Source organism: Streptomyces sp. NPDC004609, assembly GCF_042873655.1.
Classification (GTDB): Bacteria; Actinomycetota; Actinomycetes; order Streptomycetales; family Streptomycetaceae; genus Streptomyces.
Window position 1 is genome coordinate 70,325 of sequence record NZ_JBIALS010000005.1, and the last position, 21,190, is coordinate 91,514.

General features: G+C 71.8%; 15 protein-coding genes. 8 read left to right on the forward strand and 7 right to left on the reverse strand.

Annotated elements, in window-relative coordinates; all coding sequences use genetic code 11:
- Window positions 1–39: 39 nt before the first annotated feature.
- Both ACFYT4_RS06520 and ACFYT4_RS06525 read left to right on the forward strand, forming a co-directional pair.
- Window positions 40–591, forward strand: a complete 552-nt coding sequence (locus ACFYT4_RS06520; protein ID WP_389265899.1) for an RNA 2'-phosphotransferase — start codon at window positions 40–42, stop codon at window positions 589–591.
- A 194-nt stretch (window positions 592–785) separates the two neighbouring features.
- Window positions 786–1,040, forward strand: a complete 255-nt coding sequence (locus tag ACFYT4_RS06525; protein ID WP_389265900.1) for an LLM class flavin-dependent oxidoreductase — start codon at window positions 786–788, stop codon at window positions 1,038–1,040.
- Window positions 1,041–1,088: 48 nt separating this feature from the next.
- Here the strand turns inward: ACFYT4_RS06525 and ACFYT4_RS06530 are convergent, their stop codons facing one another.
- Together ACFYT4_RS06530 and ACFYT4_RS06535 are read right to left on the reverse strand one after the other, a co-directional pair.
- The gene (locus ACFYT4_RS06530) at window positions 1,089–1,490 is read right to left on the reverse strand and encodes a DNA-binding protein (RefSeq protein ID WP_389265902.1); all 402 of its coding nucleotides are present in this window, start codon (window positions 1,488–1,490) and stop codon (window positions 1,089–1,091) included.
- Window positions 1,487–1,735, reverse strand: coding sequence for a hypothetical protein (locus ACFYT4_RS06535; RefSeq protein ID WP_389265903.1), 249 nt, complete (start codon window positions 1,733–1,735; stop codon window positions 1,487–1,489). Before ACFYT4_RS06535 ends, ACFYT4_RS06530 begins: the two co-directional genes overlap by 4 nt.
- A gap of 308 nt (window positions 1,736–2,043) precedes the next feature.
- Here ACFYT4_RS06535 and ACFYT4_RS06540 point away from each other — a divergent pair, with 308 nt between their 5' ends.
- The 6 genes from ACFYT4_RS06540 (at window position 2,044) to ACFYT4_RS06565 (ending at window position 10,811) form a co-directional block, all read left to right on the forward strand.
- Window positions 2,044–4,926, forward strand: coding sequence for a DEAD/DEAH box helicase (locus tag ACFYT4_RS06540; protein ID WP_389265905.1), 2,883 nt, complete (start codon window positions 2,044–2,046; stop codon window positions 4,924–4,926).
- Window positions 4,923–6,170: an SWIM zinc finger family protein gene (locus ACFYT4_RS06545; RefSeq protein ID WP_389265907.1), complete on the forward strand. Its 1,248-nt coding sequence runs from the start codon at window positions 4,923–4,925 to the stop codon at window positions 6,168–6,170. Before ACFYT4_RS06540 ends, ACFYT4_RS06545 begins: the two co-directional genes overlap by 4 nt.
- Window positions 6,171–6,468: 298 nt before the next feature.
- The gene (locus tag ACFYT4_RS06550; RefSeq protein ID WP_389265909.1) at window positions 6,469–7,365 is read left to right on the forward strand and encodes an LLM class flavin-dependent oxidoreductase; all 897 of its coding nucleotides are present in this window, start codon (window positions 6,469–6,471) and stop codon (window positions 7,363–7,365) included.
- 216 nt (window positions 7,366–7,581) lie between these two features.
- Entirely contained in the window at window positions 7,582–8,325 is a 744-nt protein-coding gene (locus ACFYT4_RS06555) for a Crp/Fnr family transcriptional regulator (protein WP_389265910.1), read from the forward strand.
- Window positions 8,326–8,801: 476 nt separating this feature from the next.
- Window positions 8,802–9,479: a hypothetical protein gene (locus ACFYT4_RS06560; protein ID WP_389265912.1), complete on the forward strand. Its 678-nt coding sequence runs from the start codon at window positions 8,802–8,804 to the stop codon at window positions 9,477–9,479.
- A gap of 480 nt (window positions 9,480–9,959) precedes the next feature.
- Window positions 9,960–10,811, forward strand: coding sequence for a Cof-type HAD-IIB family hydrolase (locus ACFYT4_RS06565; RefSeq protein ID WP_389265913.1), 852 nt, complete (start codon window positions 9,960–9,962; stop codon window positions 10,809–10,811).
- Window positions 10,812–10,832: 21 nt separating this feature from the next.
- On the opposite strand, the gene ACFYT4_RS06570 is transcribed toward ACFYT4_RS06565, so the two are convergent.
- The 5 genes from ACFYT4_RS06570 to ACFYT4_RS06590 all read right to left on the reverse strand — a co-directional run bounded on the left by ACFYT4_RS06570 (window position 10,833) and on the right by ACFYT4_RS06590 (window position 20,596).
- Window positions 10,833–11,909 (reverse strand): M23 family metallopeptidase, encoded by a 1,077-nt coding sequence (locus tag ACFYT4_RS06570; RefSeq protein WP_389265915.1) that lies wholly within the window; start codon window positions 11,907–11,909, stop codon window positions 10,833–10,835.
- Between the two features lie 135 nt (window positions 11,910–12,044).
- Window positions 12,045–13,769 (reverse strand): GAF domain-containing sensor histidine kinase, encoded by a 1,725-nt coding sequence (locus ACFYT4_RS06575; protein ID WP_389265917.1) that lies wholly within the window; start codon window positions 13,767–13,769, stop codon window positions 12,045–12,047.
- A gap of 613 nt (window positions 13,770–14,382) precedes the next feature.
- The gene (cydD, locus tag ACFYT4_RS06580) at window positions 14,383–17,997 is read right to left on the reverse strand and encodes a thiol reductant ABC exporter subunit CydD (protein WP_389265919.1); all 3,615 of its coding nucleotides are present in this window, start codon (window positions 17,995–17,997) and stop codon (window positions 14,383–14,385) included.
- A gap of 66 nt (window positions 17,998–18,063) precedes the next feature.
- Window positions 18,064–19,065 (reverse strand): cytochrome d ubiquinol oxidase subunit II, encoded by a 1,002-nt coding sequence (gene cydB, locus ACFYT4_RS06585; protein ID WP_389265921.1) that lies wholly within the window; start codon window positions 19,063–19,065, stop codon window positions 18,064–18,066.
- A gap of 22 nt (window positions 19,066–19,087) precedes the next feature.
- Complete coding sequence (locus ACFYT4_RS06590; RefSeq protein WP_389265923.1) at window positions 19,088–20,596, reverse strand: cytochrome ubiquinol oxidase subunit I; 1,509 nt, start codon at window positions 20,594–20,596, stop codon at window positions 19,088–19,090.
- Window positions 20,597–21,190 lie beyond the last annotated feature (594 nt).

Genomic DNA, 21,190 nt, shown 5'->3' on the forward strand with positions numbered 1-21,190 from the left:
CAGTGGCGGCCGGATTGTCCGCCGGGCCACCCTGAGACCATGACGCCCGACGAACGACGCACCGTGAGAGTGTCGAAGTACCTTTCGAAGCATCTGCGCCATCAGCCCGAACGCATCGGCATCACCCTCGACGAGAACGGGTGGGTGGAGGTCGACGAGCTGATACGGGCGGCGGCCGCGCACAGCTTCCCGTTCACCCGGGCCGAACTGGACCACGTCGTCGCGGTCAACGACAAGCGGCGGTTCACCGTCGACGGCACCCGTATCCGCGCCAACCAGGGGCACACCGTCGAGGTCGACCTCGGGCTCCCCCCGGTCGAGCCTCCCGCGTATCTGTACCACGGCACGGTCGCCCGCAATCTGGACGCCATCCGCGCCGACGGCCTGCGTCCCATGGCCCGCCACCATGTGCACCTCTCCCCCGACCGCGAGACCGCGACCCGCGTCGGCGCCCGCCGCGGGCGCCCGGTCGTGCTCTCGGTCGAATCCGGGGCGATGCACCGGGCGGGCCATGTCTTCCGGGTCAGCGCGAACGGGGTCTGGCTCGCCGACTCCGTACCCCCGCAGTTTCTGCGTTTCCAGGACCGGTAGCCGCGGGCGGCGGGGTGTGGACAGGGCAGCCCGGTGCGGGTGGGGCGGTGCGCGCGGTCGGGTACGCGGTCCAGTGCGGGCGGGGTCGGGTGCGGGCCGATCGATGCGGTCGGGTCCGGCCGGGAACGGGCGCGGGCGGGGCGTCCGGGAACGGGCGCGGTCGGGCGCCGGGCCGCCGCCGTAGGCTCTGGGGCATGAGTCAGCGTCTGAGCACCGTGATCCTCCCCGTCCGTCCCTGGCGCGAGGGAGGGCAGGAGCAGTGGACACGCGCCGAGGAGCTCGGCTTCCACACCGCGTACACCTATGACCATCTGTCCTGGCGCACCTTCCGCGACGGCCCCTGGTTCGGCGCGCTGCCGACGCTGACCGCCGCCGCGACCGCCACCGAACGGCTGCGCCTGGGCACCCTCGTCACCCCAGTCAAGCCTTTTTCACCAATCGCAGCGTGACCTGGGACAATTCACTTTGGGTCGGGGATGGTAAGGGCACTTCCGTACTCAGATGCCGATGAGCCGGATTCGGTCACCGCACAGCCTGGCCATGTCATCCACATCGGACGTCAGCATGGTCACCGGCCCCGGCTGACACGGTGCCATCTCGGCGACAGTCGCGTCGATCGCGTATTTGTGGCCGTGCAGACCCGCGGCCTTGAGCAGTTCTGCGGACGCTCTCGCCGAGTCCTCAGTGACCGGCGCGATCTTGACGCGGGACGGCACCCACCACAGCCGGGGCATGTTCACCCGTAGGTGGCTGACTTCCACGACGGTGTTGGCCCCGACGACGACATCGGCGCCCATGGCATGGAAAACCTGGAACATCGCGAAAATCCTGCGATCCTGTGTGATCCAGGCGGATAGCCCCTGGGAGTCCAGGACGACAGTCTCGACGTGCTCGTTCACGCAGCGCTCGCCGACCCGTCGGCATCCGTCGCCCCGAAGATCCTGGAACGCGCCTCCGCCAGCTCCTCCTCGCTGAAGGCCCCGTTCTCCTCCTGGTGGCGCAGCAGGTCAGCTCCGAGCAACTGGTGCCGCAGTTGACGCGCCACCGCTTCGGCGACATCGCCGGATACGTTGTCGGTGAGCTTCCTCGGTTCGGCGACCTGCTCGGTCGGCAGCGTCACCGTGATGCGGGTCGTGTCAGCCATGCCATCAGGTACTGCGATATGCGCCAGTGGTCGTCTCGCTCGGCACACGTCAGCAGGGGGTGCAAAGTACCCACCGAGGGTGGAACCGGGACTACGCTCGCCGAAGATAGACCACCACCCGGCGTCCGGGTTGGAGCGCGGTTGCGCCCGGCCGTCATGATGGGCCTGCCCGGCGTCGACAGGCAGCCGACCGGCGTGTGTACGCCACGTAGAACAGGCCCGTAGCTGAAAGGTGAGGCGGGCCCGAGCGTGTCGGGTGGTGAGAGGGGCTCGGTGAGGGCCGCCTGGAGACGATAGGGCGAAAGAGCATGGCACGGGTCGTCGTACGAGAACCACGCGCGGGCACGAGAGTCGCGCCGCCGCTGGCCACGCCGGAGGCAACCGCCTTCGCAAGGGGTCTGCTCGACGACGGCGGGGCGGCGGTGTTCCTGCCCGGTGAGCCCGCCCGCCTCGGACGACTGCTGCTGTGGCAGCCCGTGGGGGCAGCCGCCGGCGACGGCGTGGCGCCCGCGGGCGTCGAGACCGAGTCGGTGGAACTGGTGCTGCCGCACGGCCGGTCGGTCCGGCGGCGCAAGGTGCAGGGCTACGCGCTTCCCATCGCCCTCGCTGTGTCCGCCCTGGCGGAGGCTCAGCCGCCGCATCCGTCCGCCGCCGCCTGGCAGGCCACCGCCCGTTTCGCGCTGCGGCTGCTCGCCGACGGCCGTCTCCACCCGGCGCTCACCCCGACCGGCTACGACACCTGGCAGGCCGGCCCTTTCACCGCCGCCCAGCGTCAGACTCTGAGCGACCTCGCCGCCGCCTTCCCACCTCACGCCCACTGCCTGCCCGAGCCCGGGGTGGCCCCGCTGCGGATCACGGAACCGGCCGCGCTGGTACGCCAGTTCTGCGACGCGGTCGCCGACGACCTGGTCCGTACTCCGGCCGCGCCACTCGCCATGGGAGCGGTGCCGTACGCCTGGCGCGAGACGCGGGCTGTGCACACCCTGCGTGAATGGGCCGAGGAGACCACCGCCGCGTTCACCGCAGAGGTCGGTGTCTCGCTGCGCGTCGACCTGCCCGAGGGGCGGCGCCGGCAGTTCCGGGCCGTCCTGCAGTTGCGCACCGAGGCGGATCCGGCGCTCGTCGTCGACGCCGCACGGCTGTGGAACGAGCCAGCCGAGGTGGAGCGACTGCTCGGCCCGCGCGCCGAGACCGAGACGCTGCTCGCACTGCGCCGCGGCGCCCGCGCGTGGCCCCCGCTCCAGCGGCTGCTGAAGGACGCCGCCCCCGACGAGCTCCGGCTGGCCGATGACGAAGCATTCGACCTGTTGGGCGACGCCACCGACACGCTGCGAGCGGCCGGTGTCGACGTGCACTGGCCGCGCGAGCTGGTCAAGGCGCTCACCGCGACCGCGGAGATCGGACAGCACACCGCCCCCGGCTCCAGCGCGGGCGGCCTCCTCGACGCCGCCGCTCTCCTCGACTTCCGCTGGCAGATCTCGCTCGGTGGCGAGCCGCTCACCGAGGCCGAGATGGACGCCCTCACCGAGGCCCGCCGCCCCCTCGTGAGGCTGCGTGACCAGTGGGTGGTCGCCGACCCGAAGCTGGTGGCCCGCGCCAGGCGCCGCCGGATGGAACCACTCACCCCCATGGAGGCGCTCGGCGCCGCGCTGACCGGCGAGGTGGAAAGGGACGGCGAGCCGGTCCCCTGCGCGGCGGTCGGCCAGTTCGGCGACCTCGTCGCCCGTATCCGCGACCCCGAATCCCGCGTCCCCGCCCCGCAGCCCGCCGCGCTCAAGGCCACGTTGCGCGACTACCAGAAGCGGGGCCTCGCCTGGCTGGCCGAGATGTGTGAACTCGGCCTCGGCGGCTGCCTCGCCGACGACATGGGCCTGGGCAAGACCATCACTCTTCTCGCCCTGCATCTGCACCGCCAGACCGGCCCCGCAACCGCCGGTCCCACGCTCGTCGTCTGCCCCGCCTCCCTGCTCGGCAACTGGCAGCGGGAGGCGGCCAGGTTCGCACCGTCCATCCCCGTACGCCGTTACCACGGCGGAGACCGACACCTCGGTGACCTGGCCGGTGACGAGATCGTCCTGGTCACCTACGGGGTGCTGCGCCGCGACCGCGAAGCCCTGGCCGGGACTGCCTGGTCGCTGGTTGCCGCCGACGAGGCCCAGCATGTCAAGAACCCCTACGCTGTCACCGCCCGCGAACTGCGCGCCCTGCCCGCCCGCGCCCGCGTCGCCCTCACCGGCACCCCCGTCGAGAACAACCTCTCCGAACTATGGGCGCTCCTCGACTGGACCACCCCCGGACTCCTCGGCTCGCTCACCGCGTTCCGTGACCGGCACGCCCGTGCCATCGAGTCGGGCGAGGACCCCGAGGCCGCCGAGCGCCTGTCCCGTCTCGTCCGCCCCTTCCTGCTGCGCCGCCGGAAGTCCGACCCTGGCATCGCGCCCGAGTTGCCGGCCAAGACCGAGACCGACCGCGTCGTCTCGCTGACGGCCGAACAGACCAGTCTGTACGAGGCGGTGGTCCGCGAAACCATGGCGAAGATCTCTGAATCCGAGGGCATCGCCCGCCGCGGCCTGGTGCTCAAGCTGCTCACCGCGCTGAAGCAGATCTGCAACCACCCGGCCCAGTATTTGAAAGAGCACAGCCTGCGCCAGCCACTGCACGGCCGCTCCGGCAAACTGGCGCTGCTCGACGAACTGGTTGACACCATCACCGCCGAGGGCGAATCGGCGCTGGTCTTCACCCAGTACAAGCAGATGGCGACCCTCCTGGAGAGGCATCTCACCGAACGCGGCATCCCCACCCTCTTCCTGCACGGCGGCACCCCCGTCGCGCGGCGCGAGGACATGGTGGAACGCTTCCAGCACGGTGAAGTGCCGGTGTTCCTGCTGTCGTTGAAGGCGGCGGGCACCGGGCTCAACCTCACCCGGGCCACCCACGTCGTTCACTACGACCGCTGGTGGAACCCGGCCGTCGAGGACCAGGCCACCGACCGCGCCTACCGCATCGGCCAGGACCGGCCCGTCCAAGTACACAAACTCATCGCGGAGGGCACCGTGGAGGACAAGGTGGCGAAGCTCCTGGAGTCCAAACGCGCGCTCGCCGACGCCGTGGTCGGCTCCGGCGAGGCCGCCCTCACCGAACTGTCCGACGCCGACCTCGCCGAGCTCGTCGCTCTCGGAAGGCAGTCATGAGCCCCTCACTCCCCGGCCCGCGCCGCGCGCCCACCCGCGGCAGGCACGCCTTCGCCTCGACATGGTGGGGCCAGGCGTGGGTGACGGCCCTGGAGGACTCCACCCTCGACTCGGGGCGCCTGTCCCGCGGTCGCACCTACGCCCGCCGGGGCATGGTCGGCCCCGTCACCATCGCCCCCGGCCAGGTCAAAGCCGCCGTCCAGGGCAGCAGGCCCCGCCCCTACCGCTCCGCCGTCCATCTGCCCGTCCTCACCGACGCCCAGTGGGACACCCTCCTCGGCACCATCGCGGCCCGAGCCGGTCATCTCGCCGCACTCCTCGACGGTGAGATGCCCGCCGAACTCGTCGACGACGCCCGCCAGGCAGGCGTCCCCCTGCTGCCGCAGCCCACGGAACTCGCCCCCGACTGCTCCTGCCCCGACTGGGGATACCCCTGCAAGCACGCCGCCGCGCTCTGCTACGCCATCGCCGCCACCATCGACGCCGACCCGTTCGTGGTCTTCGCTCTGCGCGGCCGTGGCCGCGAGGAGGTCCTCGCCCAGTTGCGCACACGCCGTACGGCACCCCAGGAGACCACGAGCCCACCGGCGGCGACCGGCATCCCGGCCGCCGCCGCGTACACCCGCTGGGCCGAGCACACGCCCCCACTGCCCGAACCCCCCGAACCAGTTCCCCACACCGGCACGCTCCCGGTCACCCCGCCACCCGGCAGCGGCCTGGCCACCACGGACCTGGAGCGCCTCATGACCGACGCCGCCGCCCGCGCCGCACGGCTCCTCGCGGGCGACACCACCGACCTGCGCCTGTCCCAGCACCAGGACGCGGTACGCATCGCCGCGGGCGGCCATGGACCCGAGTGGTTCCACAGCCTGATCCAGAACACCGGTGCCAGCCCGACCGCGTTCGCCCGCCTCACCCGGGCGTGGCGCCACGGCGGCCCCACCGGCCTCACCGTCGCCGATCAACCCCACACCCCTGCCCCGGCGGCCATGAAGGCCGCCCGTACCGCCTTGGCCACGGCCCTCATGGAGATGGCCACCGCCCCCGTCCCTCTCAAGACCTGGCGCAACCGCCTCACCCTCGCCGACCACGGCATCCAACTGCGCCTGGGCCCCGACATCCGCTGGTACCCCTACGTCCGGGACGGAGACGGCGAATGGTGGCCCGCAGCACCGGCCGACACCGACCCGGTCGCCGCGCTCACCGCAGTCTGGCACCGGACCGGAACGGAACGCCAGCGGTGACCATGGCATCGACCGTGACGGATACGGTGGGGAGCGAGGAGGGGGAGGTTCGGATGAGACAGGGCGACGCCGAGTACGAGGCAGCGCTGGACGAGACGGCTGGTGCAAGTCCCTCAGCGAAGAACTGAAGGCGAAGGAACACCAGGTCACGTCCACTACCGCGGGCCGATCATCAGCCACCCGCTCGGCGATGCCTCCCGCCGGGACAGCGAGGGTATCGGGAGGGCTGAGGCGGCCCTCAGCCGGGAATGTCCGGTGCCACCGTTGCCCCCAGTCACCGGAGCATAGAGTCGTAGGCATGCGACTGAGCACCGTGATCCTCCCTGTCCGTCCCTGGCGCGAGGGAGGGCAGGAGCAGTGGACAAGCGCCGAGGAGCTGGGCTTCCACACCGCGTACACCTATGACCATCTGTCCTGGCGCACCTTCCGCGACGGCCCCTGGTTCGGCGCGCTGCCGACGCTGACCGCCGCCGCGACCGCCACCGAACGGCTGCGCCTGGGCACCCTCGTCACCTCGCCGAACTTCCGGCACCCCGTCACCCTGGCCAAGGAGCTGATGTCGCTCGACGACATATCCGCGGGCCGGTTCACGCTCGGCATCGGGGCGGGCGGCAGCGGGTTCGACGCCACCGCGCTCGGTCAGGAGGCATGGACGCCGCGTGAGCGAGCGGATCGTTTCGCCGAGTTCGTACCCCTGCTGGACCGGCTGCTGACAGAGGCAGATGTCACTCACCGGGGCACCCACTACTCCGCCCACGAGGCCCGCACCGTCCCCGGCTGTGTGCAGCGCCCGCGCCTGCCCTTCGCGGTGGCCGCGACCGGCCCGCGCGGGATGGGGCTGGCCGCGGCACACGGACAGGCATGGGTGACCACGGGCGACCCGAGGATCTTCGAGGACGGCACGCCGGAGCAGTCGCGCAAGGCCATCCGCGCGCAGATCGAGGGGCTCGGCGCGGCGTGCGCCGGAATCGGCCGGGACACCGCCGAGCTGGACAAGATCCTTCTCACCGGATTCACCCCGGACCGGGGGCGGCCGCTCGATTCGCTGGACGCGTTCGTGGACTTCGCCGGCAGGCATTTTGCACTCGGGATCGACGAAATCGTGATCCACGCGCCGATCCCCGATTCGGACTTCGCGGCCGACCAGGCGGTCTTCGAGAAGATCGCGACCGAGGCGCTCGCGCAGCTGCGCTGATCGATTCCCGGCGCCGGACGGATCTCACCAGTGATGGCGGGCGGGGCGCACGCGCGCAGGGCACCCGGGGCCGTACCCCGGCCCGCGCTGCGACCGCACGGCGCGCCCCGCGGCTGCCGCGCGGCCTTGCGGGAGGCCCCCGGATGGCGACAGGCTGCGGGTGGGCCGGGTCGTCTGGAACGATCGGATACATGATCCCCGCCAGGGAGGTGCCGGATGAACGCTGACGCGCAGACGTCCGACGGCACCGCCAGCCCGGGAGACGCGCACACCCGAAGGCTCAGCAAGGCCCACTGGCCCGTCGAGTCGTTTGTCGGGCAGCTGTCGGAGAGTTCGCGCCTGGCGCTGTTCGAGGCCGGTTCCGTCCGGACGTACGCCGCCGGTGAGCCCCTGATCAGCCAGGGTGACGACTCCAGCCATGTGATGGTGATCCGCGAGGGTGTGGTGAAGGTCGTCTCGCACACGGCGGAAGGTCACACCGCGCTGCTGGCGATCCGCGCCGTCGGCGACATCGTCGGCGAACTGGGCGCGCTCGACAGCCGCCCCCGGTCGGCCAGCGTGATCGCCGTCCGCATGGTCGTCGTGTCCGTCGTCGCGGGCCAGACCTTCCGGGCGCTGTGCGAGCGTGAACCGCAGATGCCGCTCGCTCTGATGCGGATCGTCACCAACAGGCTGAGGGCCTCGGACCAGGCCCGGATCGAACTCGGCGGGTACACACCCCGGGTCCGGCTGGCAAGAATGCTGACGTCACTGGCCAGGACCCATGGCACAGCCGGGAAGAGCGGCATACGGATCGGCATCCCGCTCAGTCACAGCGATCTGGCGTCCCTGATCGGGTCGTCCCAGGCGAGTCTGGAGAGGTCACTCAGAGGTCTGCGGGCGGACGGGGTCATCGACACCGGATACCGGAATCTGGTGATCCGGGACCTGCCCCGGCTGACCCAGATCGCCGATGAGTGAGCGCGCGCGGAGAGCCGGCCAACGAGGGCTGCGAGGCGGTGGGCGGCGGCGCCTGCACACGTGCCGTAGAAACCGTACGCACAACGGCCGATGAGCAACTGGACATAGCAGACAGGAGTTGTGGGCTACCACCCCCACAACTCCTTCTGCCTCAAAGACCGGAGCGGGCTCGGCAAGTGATCCCAGCAACGGCGTGACCAGCCTAGTTCCCCCGCCGGAAGCAGAACCTTGTCAAAGTACGGGATCTGGGCGGGTTTCTTGCCGACGCCGACCGCTTCTCCGGGGTCTGGATCGGCCGGACGGCCGCCCGTACCGTGGGATCCGACCGACCGTGGTCGTCAGCCACGCCTCCTACCAAGGCGTTCGCGCCCGTGCGGGTACGCGTTCACGCGTGCGCGCCCGGGTGTTTGCGGCCGGTCATGAGCAGGGCTCGGCAGTCGGAAAGCGAACCCGGGAGACGGTATGGACAAGGGGACATGTGGATGGTGGCGCTCGGCCCGGCAGTGGTGCCGGCCGCCGTGGAGCCGGTCACGTACGGGGTGTTCGGGGTGAGCGGAGCCGCTCGGGCGGAGGACGGCGGGCTGTCACAGCTCCCCGCCCTGCCCGAGCGGCTGCTCACGGAACCGTTCCGCCGGCTGCGGGAGCTGGGCCTGCCCAGCGGTGATCTGCTGATCTGCGGCAGCGCGCCGCTGTACATCCGGGGGCTACGGGACCGGATCACCGACCTCGATGTGGTGGCCCGCGGCCGGGCATGGGAACGGGCGCTGACGCTCGGCACGGCGCACCGGACGCCGATCGAGGGCTCGCTGTCGATCCGCCCGCTCGACGGGCGGATCGAGATCACGGACGAGTGGTACGAGAGCCTGCTCGGCGGTGTCGACGAGCTGTTCGAGCGGGCCGACGTCTTCGGCGGTCTGTGCTTTCTGTCCCTCGCCGACACGGTCGTCTGGAAGCGGCACCTCGGCCGGGACAAGGACCGCGAGGACCTGCGCAGGCTGGCGGAACGCATGCGGCCGACCGCTCCGGACCCCGCCCACAGGGACCCCGGCGCCTCACGCACAGGCGCCCCGGGTGGGGACACCTCAGGCGCGGGCGTCGCGGGCACGGCCGGTACCTGCCCGGCCGGTCCGCCCGACACGGGCCGACGGGCCTGAGGCCACTCCCCGCACAACCGGCGCGCCCAGCCTCGCCCGTACAGCCCCGGCCGTGCAGGACGCGTACCGCCCCGGCCGTACGAACCAGGCCAGCGCAGGGCCCGTACGTACCAGCCGACCGCGCCTTCCCGGCCTGCGCCGTCACGGTCGCACACCGGGCCAAGCCCTCCACCCGGCGCCGGTCCGGACAGACCCACCCGGCCGAACCCGTGCCGACCCGACCCCGAGCCGCCCGCGCCGCAGTCGGCACGGGCGCCCCCGGCACGGCCCGGCACGGCGCAACCGGTCACCACGGCGTCGCCCGGAGGCGGTCCGCGCCATGGAAACCGGAGCCGCCGCGCCCCCCAGCGCGGGTATCACGCGCCCTCTGCGCCCCTTCAGCCCGATACGTTCACCGGGTTACGCTCCCCTGCCCCCACGCACCCACTCATATGTGCGCCCACCCGCACGCCCGTGCGACACGTACGGGAGAATGCGTGTGTGACCCCAGCAACGGATCCCCGTATCCAGCCCCCCACGCCCCGGCTGATCGCCACCGATCTGGACGGCACGCTGCTCCGCGACGACAAGTCCGTCTCGGACCGCACCGTCGCCGCACTCGCCGCAGCCGAGGAGGCCGGGATCGAGGTCTTCTTCGTCACCGGGCGCCCGGCCCGCTGGATGGATGTGGTCAGCGAGCATGTCCACGGCCACGGTCTGGCGATCTGCGCCAACGGCGCCGCCGTGGTGGACCTGCACGGTGGCGGGACGATGCTGGAGGTGCACTCCTTGGAACGGGCGACCGCCCTGGAGGTCGTACGCTCCCTCCGCGAGCGCGCCCCCGGCACCTCCTTCGCGGTGGAGACGACCGAGGGGTTCCACCACGAGCCGACCTACTCGGCGCAGTACACCCACGATCCGGGCACCATCGTCGCCGTCGCCGAGAAACTGCTCCACCACGAGGCGCGCCCCGGCGCCCCGGTGCTCAAGCTGCTCGCGCAGCACCCCCGGCTGGAGCCCGACGGCTTCCTCGCGCTGGCCCGCGCGACCGTGGGGGCGCACGCGTCCGTCACCCGTTCCAGCCCGAGTGCGCTGCTGGAGATCAGCGGCCCGGGTGTGAGCAAGGCCAGCACCCTCGCGCGCTGCTGTGCCGAGCGCGGTATCTCCGCCGGCGAGGTCGTCGCCTTCGGCGACATGCCGAACGATGTGGACATGCTGACCTGGGCCGGGACCTCGTACGCGATGGGCAACGCCCATCCGGACGCCATCGCCGCCGCCTCCGGGCGGACCACCGCCAACAACGAGGACGGTGTCGCGATCGTCATCGAGCGGATCCTCGGGGACCTGCCCTGACACCTTCCGGTCCGGTGCGCGTCAGTCGGCCGTGGACGGCTCCAGCGGTACGCCCCGCTCCCGGAACCACTCCTCCGGGTCCACCCCCGACCCCAGATACGGCGTGAGCCGCACCTCGAAGTGCAGATGCGGCCCCGTCGAATTGCCCGTCGTCCCCGCCTGCCCGATCCGCTGGCCGGTGCGCACGCGCTCCCCCTGGTCGACGGCGACCGACGCCAGATGGGCGTACTGCGTGTAGTAGCCGCCCGGGTGCGCGACGATGATCTGGATGCCGAAGGCTCCCCCGCAGGAGACCGACAGCACCCGCCCCGCGCCGGCCGAGCGCACCGGGGTGCCGATATCCACCGCGAAGTCCTGCCCGGTGTGGCGGCGCGCCCAGCGGGCACCACCGCTGCCGAACCCGGCGGACAGCTCGTACCGCTCGACCGGTGTGACCCAGGCGGTCCCCGGAGGGACGCCGGGGCCGAGCCCGCCGTCCCGCACGGCCCCGGCGCAGGTGCCCGCGGCGACACTGCTCTCCGCCTGGCCCTGGAGGGTCCACCGCACCTCCGCCAGCCTGGTCTCGATGCGCTGTTTGACGATCGCCAGCCTCTTCTTGCGCGCGTCGAAGTCGTGCCAGCCCGCCCTGGCGCGGGACTCCGCCGCCGCGAGCCTGCGTTCGGCGGCCCTGGACCGGCCGATCAGCTGGTGCACGGCCTTCTCCGCCTGCCGGGCGAACCGCCGCCCGCGCATCAGCTCGTCGGGATTCCCGGACAGCAGCAGCCGCGCGGTGAACAGCAGCCGGCCCCCGGAGCGGTACTGGGCGCGGGCGACCGCCCCCACGGCGTCGTGGACGGCGGCGAGTTCACGCCGCCGCGCGTCGAGCTGACGCTGCAGCCTGCCCGCACCGGCGCGCTGCGCGTCGGCCGCGCGCCTGCTCCGCTCGTACTCGGCGGTCGCCTCGGCCGCTTCCTCGTACAGCCGGGCCACCTCGGTACCGGCGTTCGGATCCGGTCCGTGGGACGGATCGCCGGACGCCGTCGCCGCGGTGGGCGTCAGCAGGACGCACAGCATCACCGGGACGAGAAGCAGCAGCCGGTCGCGGTGTCGTGAGCCCATGTCCGGGATCGTCGCCCGGCGCGGACGGGAATCCGGGGATCCGGACGGTGTCGTACGGCCACCTGGCCGAGGAAAACCCCAGGCCCGCGGTCCGATTGGCTCAGGGCCGCCACGGCGGTGCCGGAGTCCGGACGGCTACAGCGGTGCCTCCCAGCACACCGTCGTTCCCTGCCCGTCCTCCCCGATGCCCGGACCGCACGTACTCGATCCGCCGAGCGCCTCCGCCCGGCGGGCGAGATTCCGCAGCCCGCTGCGCCGGCCGCCCGCCGGGATGCCGACCCCGTCGTCCGCGACGGTGAGCCGGACGCCGTCGGAGCCGTCCGGCAGCGTGACGGTGGCGTCGACGACGACCTCGATACGGGATGCCTCGGCATGCCGGAAGGCGTTGGACAGCGCCTCCCGCAGCGCCGCGATCAGGTTCTTGCCGGTGAGCTCGCCCACGGTGGAGTCCACCGTGCCGAGGAAGCGGTGGCCGGGCTTGAAGCCGAGGGGCACGGCCGCCATGTTGATCTCGCGCAGGACGCGGGTCCGCAGCCCGGAGGGCGCCTCGGCGGGGCCCTGCTGAAGCGCGAAGATGGCCGTGCGGATCTCCTGGATGGTCACGTCCAGCTCGTCGACCGCCTTGCCGACGCCGTCCTGCACGGCGGGGACGACCGACCGGCGCTGTGCGCCCTCCAGCATCATGCCGGTGGCGAACAGCCGCTGGATGACCAGATCGTGCAGATCTCGCGCGATGCGGTCACGGTCCTCGTACACCGCGAGCCGTTCCCGGTCGCGCTGTGCCTCCGCCATGATCAGCGCCAGCGCGGCCTGGGAGGCGAACTGGGTGGCGAGGGTCCGCTCGGCCTCGGTAAACGGTCGCGCGCCGCGTGCCCGGGGGGTGGCGAGCGCCCCGAGGACCCGGCCGCCGCTCTGCAGCGGCAGCATCATGCTGGGGCCGTACCGTCCGGCGGCCGTGGTGAGCACGCGTGGATCGGTGGCCGAGTCCGTGACGAACACGGGTTCACCGGCGAGCAGGCTGGCGATCGCGGGGCTCTTGGGCGGGATGACCGTGCCCAGCGAGGTCGCGGGATGGTCGGCGGCGACCGCGACGATCTCCAGGCCGCCCTCCTCGGCGGGCAGCAGGACGATCCCGGCGGCGGAGTCGGCGAGTCTTCGGGCCTGTTCGGCGACGACGGTCAGGGCGTCCTCGGCGTCGCCGCCGGAGAGCAGGGCGGTGGTGACGGCGACCGAGCCGTCGATCCAGCGTTCGCGCTGCCGTGCGGCCTCGTAGAGCCGGGCGTTGCCGATGGCGATCCCGGCCTCGGTGGCGAGGACGCGCACCATGTGGAGGTCGTAGTCGTTGAACTCGGCCCCGCCGCGCTTCTCCGCCAGATACAGATTGCCGAAGATCTCGCCCTGGACGCGGATGGGGACGCCCAGGAAGGTCCGCATCGGCGGATGGCCCGAGGGGAATCCGGCCGAGCGCGGATCGGACGTCAGATCGGCGAGCCGGACGGGGGCGGGGTCGTGGATCAGCGCGCCGAGCAGTCCCCGGTGGCCGTCGGGCCGGTGGCCGATGCGCCGGGCGACGTCCTCCCCGACCCCGTGCGTCACGAAGTCGGACAGGCCCCTGCCCTCCTCGTCGACGACGCCGATGGCCGCGTAACGGGCGTCGGCCAGTTCGGCGGCCGTCTCACAGATCCGGTCGAGCGTGGAGTGCAGTTCCAGTCCGGTGCCGACGGACCGCATGGCCTCCAGCAGCTGCGGGACGCGGGCGGTGAGTTCGGTGGACAGGCCCTGGAGGCTCCGGGTCGCCGAGGTCGCGGCGTCGAGCGGATCCTGTGGATCCCGGGGATCCTGCGATTCGGGCGCTGTCATGGCCTTGAGCCTAGTAATTCCTATTTAGAGAGGAAAGTCGGCTCCCGGGAGGCGAGGGCGGACCCGGGCCCGGCGTCCGCCCCGGGCCGCCCGGGCGCAGGCCGCCGCGAAGCCTCACGGCCCACGTACGAGCCGGTCGGACGCCTGTCCCGGACCGGTCCGGGGCAGTTCGAGGGCGGCGGTCGGACGGCCGCGGGCAGTCGGGGCAGTCGTGGGCGGTCGTGGGGCCGACAGCTTCGCACAGGTCGACCGGGACCGCTCTCCGCCGCCGGCCGACCGGTCCGGGTCGGCGTCCGGGGCAGGTTCCGGATCCCGGTCTGGGGCAGGTCCCGGTCCAGATGCGGGCCGGGTCCCGGGTCAGGTTCCGGACCGGCGACGGTCCAGGTCCGGCCCGGGCCCGCCGGGGACACCGGCGGCCCGGGCGACGCCGCGATGGTGGCGGCCAGGAGCCCGGACCGACCCGGTCCGGGCCGCCGCCTCGCCCCGGCCTCACCCCGGCCGACCGGTCCCGGTCCCGGTCCCGGTCCGGGGCAGGGTCCCGGACCCGGGCACCAAGACGGACCGGCGTGCCCGCCGCCCCCTTCGCCCGGGGGCAACGGCCGCTCGACGGCCGTCAGACGGCCGCCGCCTCCGACAGCCGGGCCCCGAGCAGTTCCACCGACCGGTCCGTCGCCCGCTCGCGATCCAGCATCCGCCGCAGCGGCCCCTCCGCGGCGGCCAGTTCGGCGTACGGGCCCCGCTGGACGGCCAGCCCGTCCTCCAGGACGACCACCTCGTCCACGGCGTCGAGCCCCCGCAGCCGGTGGGTGATCAGCACGGTGGCCGCTCCCCGGGCGGTACGCCCCTCGGTCGCCGCCAGCAGATCCGCCGTCAGCGCGTCGGCCGTCGCCAGATCGAGATGCTCGGCCGGCTCGTCGAGCACCAGGACCGGGAAGTCGGCGAGCAGCGCCCGTGCGAGGGCGAGCCGCTGCCGCTGGCCGCCGGAGAGCTGGGCCCCGTGCTCGCCGACGAGGGTGTCGAGGCCCTCCGGCAGCTCGTCGACCCACTCCAGCAGCCGGGCGTCCGCGAGCGCCCGGCGCAGTTCGTTGTCGGTCGCCTCGGTACGGGCGAGCCTGAGGTTCTCCCGCAGGGAGCTGTCGAAGAGGTGGGCATCCTGTGCACACAGCCCGACGAACCCGCGGACCGTGTCCCCCTCCAGCGTGTCCGCGGACACCCCGCCGATCGTGTACGACCCTTCCCGGGCGTCCAGGAAGCGGAGCAGCACCTGCGCGAGGGTGGTCTTGCCCGAACCCGATGTCCCCACGACGGCGATGCGCTTGCCCTCGGTGACCATGAGGTCCAGCCCGGCGAGGGCGTCGCGGTCCTGGCCCGCGTACCGGGCCCGCAGCCCCTGGACGCGCAGGGGGAAGACCGACGCGGGCGCGGCGGCGGGCCGCTCCGGCTCGTGCACGGGCACGGGCGCGTCCAGCACCTCGTACACCCGCTCGGCACTCCGCCGGATGCGCTGGCGGTACTGCACGGCGAGCGGCAGTCCGTTGACCGCCTCGAAGGCGGCGAGCGGGGTGAGCACGACGACGGCGAGGTTCACCCCGTCGAGCCGTCCGTCGCGCACCGCCTGTACTCCGGCGAGTGCGGCGAACACCACCGTCAGCCCACAGGCGAGAGCCGAGAGCCCGGCGCCGACGGCGGTGGCGGCGGCGCCCCGGGAGGCGATCCGCGTCAGCTCCCGGTCGGCGTCGCGCGTGCCCGCGAGGCGGTCCTTCAGTGCTCCGGCGACAGTCAGTTCGGCCGTGCCCCTCAGCAGATCGACGGTCCGGGTGGCGAGCAGGCCCCTGGCGGGCGCGAGCCGGCGTTCGGCGCGGCGCGCGACCGTGCCGCTGACCAGAGGGACGGCCAGCCCGGCGACCAGCAGTCCCACGGCGAGGACGGCAGCGGCCTCGGGCAGCAGCCAGGCGGTGAAGCCGACCGCTGCCAGGCTCACGACGAGGGCCGAGCCCGCGGGCAGCAGCCAGCGCAGCCAGTAGTCCTGGAGGGCGTCCACATCGGTGACCAGACGGGAGAGGAGATCGCCGCGCCTGCTCTTTCCGAGCCCGGCCGGGGCGATGCGCTCCAGACGGCGGAAGACGGCGACCCTCAGTTCGGCGAGCATCCGCAGGACGGCGTCGTGGGAGACGATCCGTTCGGCGTAGCGGAACACGGCCCGGCCGATACCGAAGGCGCGCGTCGCCGTCACGGCCACCATCAGATAGAGCACGGGCGGCTGCTCGGAGGCGCGGGAGATCAGCCAGCCGGAAACGGCCATGAGTCCCACGGCGGATGCCAGCGCCAGGCTGCCCAGCAGCAGCGCGAGCCAGAACCGTCCCCGCTGCTTCTCGGCGGCCTTCCGTACCCGGGTGAGCGCGGGGACGCCGCCCTCGGCGCCCCCGTCGAACCGGTACCTGTCCCCCGGGGTGTCGGCGTCGAAGTCCCGGTAGACGTCCTCGTAGCTGGTGCCGCCCACCGCGTGCGCGGTGGGCCCGTCGGCCGAGCGGCGCCCAGCGGCCCGTACCGGCTCCGAAACGGTCGGTGGGGCCGGAGCGGACGGCGTGGTCCGGGTGAGCGTGACCACCCGGTCCGCCACGGCCAGGAGGGCCGGGCGGTGGACCACCAGCAGCACGGTCCGTCCGGCCGCCAGCCGCCGTACCGCCTCGACGATGCCTTCCTCGGTCTCGCCGTCCAGTGCCGCCGTCGGCTCGTCGAGGAGGAGCAGGGGCCGGTCGGCGAGGAAGGCCCGCGCGATCGCGAGCCGCTGGCGCTGGCCCGCGGAGAGCCCGGCGCCGTCCTCGCCGAGCACGGTGTCCGCGCCCTGGGGGAGCGCGGTCACGAAGTCGTACGCCCCGGCCTCCCGCAGCGCGTCCCGTACCGCCGAATCGTCGGCGTCGGGCCGGGCCAGCCGTACGTTCTCGGCGATCGTTCCGGCGAAGAAGTACGGCCGCTGGGGGACCCAGGCGATCCGCTCGCGCCAGCGGGCCGGGTCGAGGTCGGCGAGGTCGACTCCGCCGACGCGCACCGTGCCCTCGGCCGGTGCGGCGAAGCCGAGCACCACGTCGAGGAGGGTGGATTTCCCGATGCCGCTGGGGCCGACCAGGGCGACGGTTTCCCCCGGTTCGACGACCAGCGAGGCGGCGTCCAGTGAGGGCTCGCCGCGGCCGTCGTGGCGCACGGTCACCGCGTCCAGCTCCAGGCGGGCGACGGCGGGCACCGGCCTGGTGCCGCCCGTGCGCGGCTCGTTCTCCAGGACCTCGAAGATCTCCTCGGCGGCCGCCAGCCCCTCGGCGGCCGCGTGATACTGCGTCCCCACCATCCGGATCGGCAGATATGCCTCGGGTGCCAGGATCAGGATGACGAGCCCGGTGTAGAGGTCCATGTCGCCGTGGACCAGCCGCATTCCGATGGTGACGGCCACCAGGGCGACGGACAGAGTGGACAGCAGCTCCAGCGCGAAGGAGGAGATGAAGGCGATCCGCAGCGTGCGCATGGTGGCACGCCGGTACTCCGAGGTGATGGAGCGGATCGACTCGGCCTGAGCCTTGGCCCGGCCGAAGATCTTGAGGGTCGGCAGTCCGGCGACCACATCGAGGAAGTGGCCCGACAGCCGGGACAGCATCCGCCACTGGCGGTCCATCCGTGTCTGGGTGTACCAGCCGATGAGGACCATGAAGAGAGGGATCAGCGGCAGGGTCACCACGATGATCGCGGCGGAGACCCAGTCCTCGGTGACCACCCGGGCCAGGACCGCCACCGGCACGACGACCGCGAGACCGAGCTGGGGCAGATAGCGCGAGAAGTAGTCGTCGAGCGCGTCGATTCCCCGGGTCGCGCCGGCGACGAGGGAGCCGGTGCGACGGCCGCTCAGCCAGCCGGGGCCGAGCGCGGCGGCGTGGGCCAGCAGCCGTCCCCGCAGCTCCGACTTGACCGCGGCACTGGCCCGGTGAGCGGCGAGTTCGGTCAGCCACGAGACCAGGGCCCGGCCGGCGGCGACCGCCGCCAGCAGGGCCAGCGGGGTCACCAGATCGGAGGCGGAGAAGCCCTTCTGGAAGGCTCCCACCACCACTTCGGCGATGAGCATCGCCTGGGCGACGACCAGCGCTGCCCCGGCCAGGCCGAGTAGCACTACCGCGATCAGGAAGCGGCGGGTGGTCCGGGCGTACCGGAGCAGACGCGGGTCGATCGGTTTCACGTGAAACATCCCCTGCAGCTGATGGGACGACTGATGGGTCCGGGTATCTCCATGGCCGGTCTCATGGACGAGGGCTCAGTGGGCATCGGCGATGTGGTGCGTGCCGATGCGCTTGCGGAACACCCAGTAGGTCCACCCCTGGTAGAGCATCACGAGCGGTGTCGCGATACCGGCACACCAGGTCATGATCTTCAGGGTGTACGGAGTGGACGAGGCGTTGGTGACCGTGAGGTTCCACGCCTCGTTGAGCGACGACGGCATGACGTTCGGGAACAGCGTCAGGAACAGCATCGCGACCGCGGCCACGATCGTCACACCCGAGAAGCTGAACGACCATCCCTCGCGTCCCGCCAGGTTCATCCCGATCGCCGCCACCAGCGCCACCACCGCCACGATCATGGCGATCAGGCTGTTGCCGTCTCCGCGCGAGGCCTGGGTCCAGATCAGGAAGCCGAGTGCGAGGACGGCGGTCAGCAGACCCAGCTTCGTGGCGAGCGCGCGGGCACGGACCCGGATGTCCCCCACCGTCTTCAGCGCGACGAACACCGCGCCGTGGAAGGTGAAGAGGGTCAGCGTCACCAGTCCGCCGAGCAGCGAGTAGGCGTTGAGCAGGTCGAAGACATTGCCGACGTACTCCTTGTCCGCGTTGATCTTGACCCCGCGCACGATGTTGCCGAAGGCCACACCCCACAGGAAGGCCGGGATCAGCGAGGACCAGAAGATCGCGTGCTCCCAGTTGGTCTGCCAGCGGTCCTCCTCCCGCTTGTGCCGGTACTCGAAGGACACCCCCCGCACGATCAGACAGAACAGAATGATCAGCAGCGGCAGATAGAAGCCGGAGAAGAGGGTCGCGTACCACTCCGGGAAGGCGGCGAAGGTCGCGCCGCCCGCGGACAGGAGCCAGACCTCGTTGCCGTCCCAGACGGGCCCGATGGTGTTGATCAGTACACGCCGCTCCTTGCGGTCGCGGGCGAGCAGCTTGGTCAGAACGCCGACACCGAAGTCGAACCCTTCGAGGAAGAAGTAGCCGATCCACAGGACGGCGATGAGTACAAACCAGACGTTGTGAAGTTCCATGCCTCAGCAGCTCCTCGGGGCCTCAGTAGGAGAAGGCCATCGGCCGGTCGGCGTCGTCGTCATGACCGCCGATCCTGGTGGGCGGATTGAGGTCGGCCTCCGTGAGCTCCGGGGGTCCTGCCTTGACGTACTTCACCAGCAGCTTGACCTCGATCACCGCGAGCACGGCGTAGAGCAGGGTGAAGACGATCATCGAGGTGAGCACCTCGCCCTGGGAGACACCGGGGGAGACCGCGTCCTCGGTGCGGAGCACCCCGTACACGACCCAGGGCTGCCGGCCCATCTCGGTGAAGATCCAGCCCCAGGAGGTGGCGATCAGCGGGAAGGTGAGGGTCCAGAGCGCGATGTTCCAGTACCACCTGCTCAGGCGCGGGCTCAGCGCCTTCTTGCGGAAGAGCACCAGGTTCGGCACCTCGTCCTCACCGGTCCGCAGCGCCGGTGGCAGCAGGAACCTCTTGCGGGTGAGCCAGAGGCCGAGCACCCCGACGGCGACGGACGCCATGCCGAAGCCGATCATCCAGCGGAAGCCCCAGTAGGCGACGGGGATGTTGGGCCGGTAGTCACCGGGGCCGTACTTCTGCTGCTCGGCCTTGTTGACGTCGTTGATCCCGGGGACGTACGACTCGAAGTCACCCTTGGCGAGGAAGGACAGCAGGCCCGGAATCTCTATGGCGACCTTGTTGTGGCCCTCGTCGACGTCCCCGTAGGCGAAGACCGAGAAGGGGGCCGGCGCCTCGCCGTCCCACAGGGCCTCGGCGGCGGCCATCTTCATGGGCTGCTGCCGGTACATGACCTTGCCGAGGACGTCACCGCTGATGGCGGTGAACATTCCGGCGACGATCAGGGTGACCAGGCCGAGCCGCAGCGAGGTCCGCATCACGGGGATGTGCTTCTTGCGGGCCAGGTGGTACGCGGCGATGCCGACCAGGAACGCGCCACCGACGACAAACGCGGCGGTGATGGTGTGGAAGAACTGCGCGAGCGCGGTGTCCTGGGTCAGGACGCGCCAGAAGTCGGTCAGCTCGGCCCGTCCCCGCTCCTCGTTGATGCGGTAGCCCACCGGGTGCTGCATCCAGGAGTTGGCGGCCAGGATGAAGAACGCGGAGAAGATGGTGCCGATCGAGACCATCCAGATGCAGGCCAGATGGATCTTCTTCGGCAGCTTGTCCCAGCCGAAGATCCACAGACCGATGAAGGTGGACTCGAAGAAGAACGCGATCAGCGCTTCGAAGGCGAGCGGCGCGCCGAAGATGTCACCGACGAAGCGGGAGTAGTCGGACCAGTTCATGCCGAACTGGAACTCCTGCACGATGCCGGTGACGACACCCATGGCGATATTGATCAGGAACAGCTTGCCCCAGAACTTCGTCGCCTTCAGATACTTCTCCTTGCCCGTCCGGACCCAGGCGGTCTGGAGGCCCGCGGTGAGCGCGGCGAGGGAGATCGTCAGAGGGACGAAGAGGAAGTGGTAGACGGTGGTGATGCCGAACTGCCATCGCGCCAAAGTCTCCGGCGCCAGAGCCAAGTCCACGTCGTCATCTCCTTACATCGACGAGGTCGTGCGGCAGTTTGCCTGAAATATCCGCTCTATCGCGGGATGAACAGGACACGCTTGTGAACGCGTTCACATTCACAAGCATTATGACTCATACGAAATCCACACTGATGACCGGGGGGTACCTCTTGACGTCTACGTCCTGGTACGGGTAGTCGCGACCGCTCCACACCCACTGGCCGACGCCCGTGCCCCGCCCCGGATGTACGGGAACCCGGGGAGCCGCGGCACTCGGTCCGGCGGCCTCCCGCGGGCGGGCGACGGACAGCCCGGCGCCCTGCCCGCCGGCTCCCCGGGCGGGAGGCCGTCCGCCCGGGGAGCCGGGCCGCGGGCTCGGGGCGGACGGTGAGCCGCGCGCCCCCGGGAGCCGCCCCGGGGGCCCTCGGAGCGGAGGCACCGGAGGCGGACACGGGTCCGGCCCGGACCCCCACCGGGATCCGGGCCGGACGGCACCGGAGCTCATGCGCCCCGCGTACTCCCGGGACGGCCGCCGCAGCTCCCCGCGGCCGCTAGGGCGTGTATCGAAAGTCCCGCCTGGCCTGCGACGCCCAGCACGCACACTCGCTGCGT

Excerpts from the sequence above, each read along its gene's own strand:
- ACFYT4_RS06520 (WP_389265899.1), top strand. The coding sequence starts at position 40 with ATGACGCCCGACGAACGACGCACCGTGAGAGTGTCGAAGTACCTTTCG.
- ACFYT4_RS06525 (WP_389265900.1), top strand. The coding sequence starts at position 786 with ATGAGTCAGCGTCTGAGCACCGTGATCCTCCCCGTCCGTCCCTGGCGC.
- ACFYT4_RS06535 (WP_389265903.1), bottom strand. The coding sequence starts at position 1,735 with ATGGCTGACACGACCCGCATCACGGTGACGCTGCCGACCGAGCAGGTC.
- ACFYT4_RS06540 (WP_389265905.1), top strand. The coding sequence starts at position 2,044 with ATGGCACGGGTCGTCGTACGAGAACCACGCGCGGGCACGAGAGTCGCG.
- ACFYT4_RS06545 (WP_389265907.1), top strand. The coding sequence starts at position 4,923 with ATGAGCCCCTCACTCCCCGGCCCGCGCCGCGCGCCCACCCGCGGCAGG.
- ACFYT4_RS06550 (WP_389265909.1), top strand. The coding sequence starts at position 6,469 with ATGCGACTGAGCACCGTGATCCTCCCTGTCCGTCCCTGGCGCGAGGGA.
- ACFYT4_RS06555 (WP_389265910.1), top strand. The coding sequence starts at position 7,582 with ATGAACGCTGACGCGCAGACGTCCGACGGCACCGCCAGCCCGGGAGAC.
- ACFYT4_RS06560 (WP_389265912.1), top strand. The coding sequence starts at position 8,802 with ATGTGGATGGTGGCGCTCGGCCCGGCAGTGGTGCCGGCCGCCGTGGAG.
- ACFYT4_RS06570 (WP_389265915.1), bottom strand. The coding sequence starts at position 11,909 with ATGGGCTCACGACACCGCGACCGGCTGCTGCTTCTCGTCCCGGTGATG.
- ACFYT4_RS06575 (WP_389265917.1), bottom strand. The coding sequence starts at position 13,769 with ATGACAGCGCCCGAATCGCAGGATCCCCGGGATCCACAGGATCCGCTC.
- cydD (WP_389265919.1), bottom strand. The coding sequence starts at position 17,997 with ATGTTTCACGTGAAACCGATCGACCCGCGTCTGCTCCGGTACGCCCGG.
- cydB (WP_389265921.1), bottom strand. The coding sequence starts at position 19,065 with ATGGAACTTCACAACGTCTGGTTTGTACTCATCGCCGTCCTGTGGATC.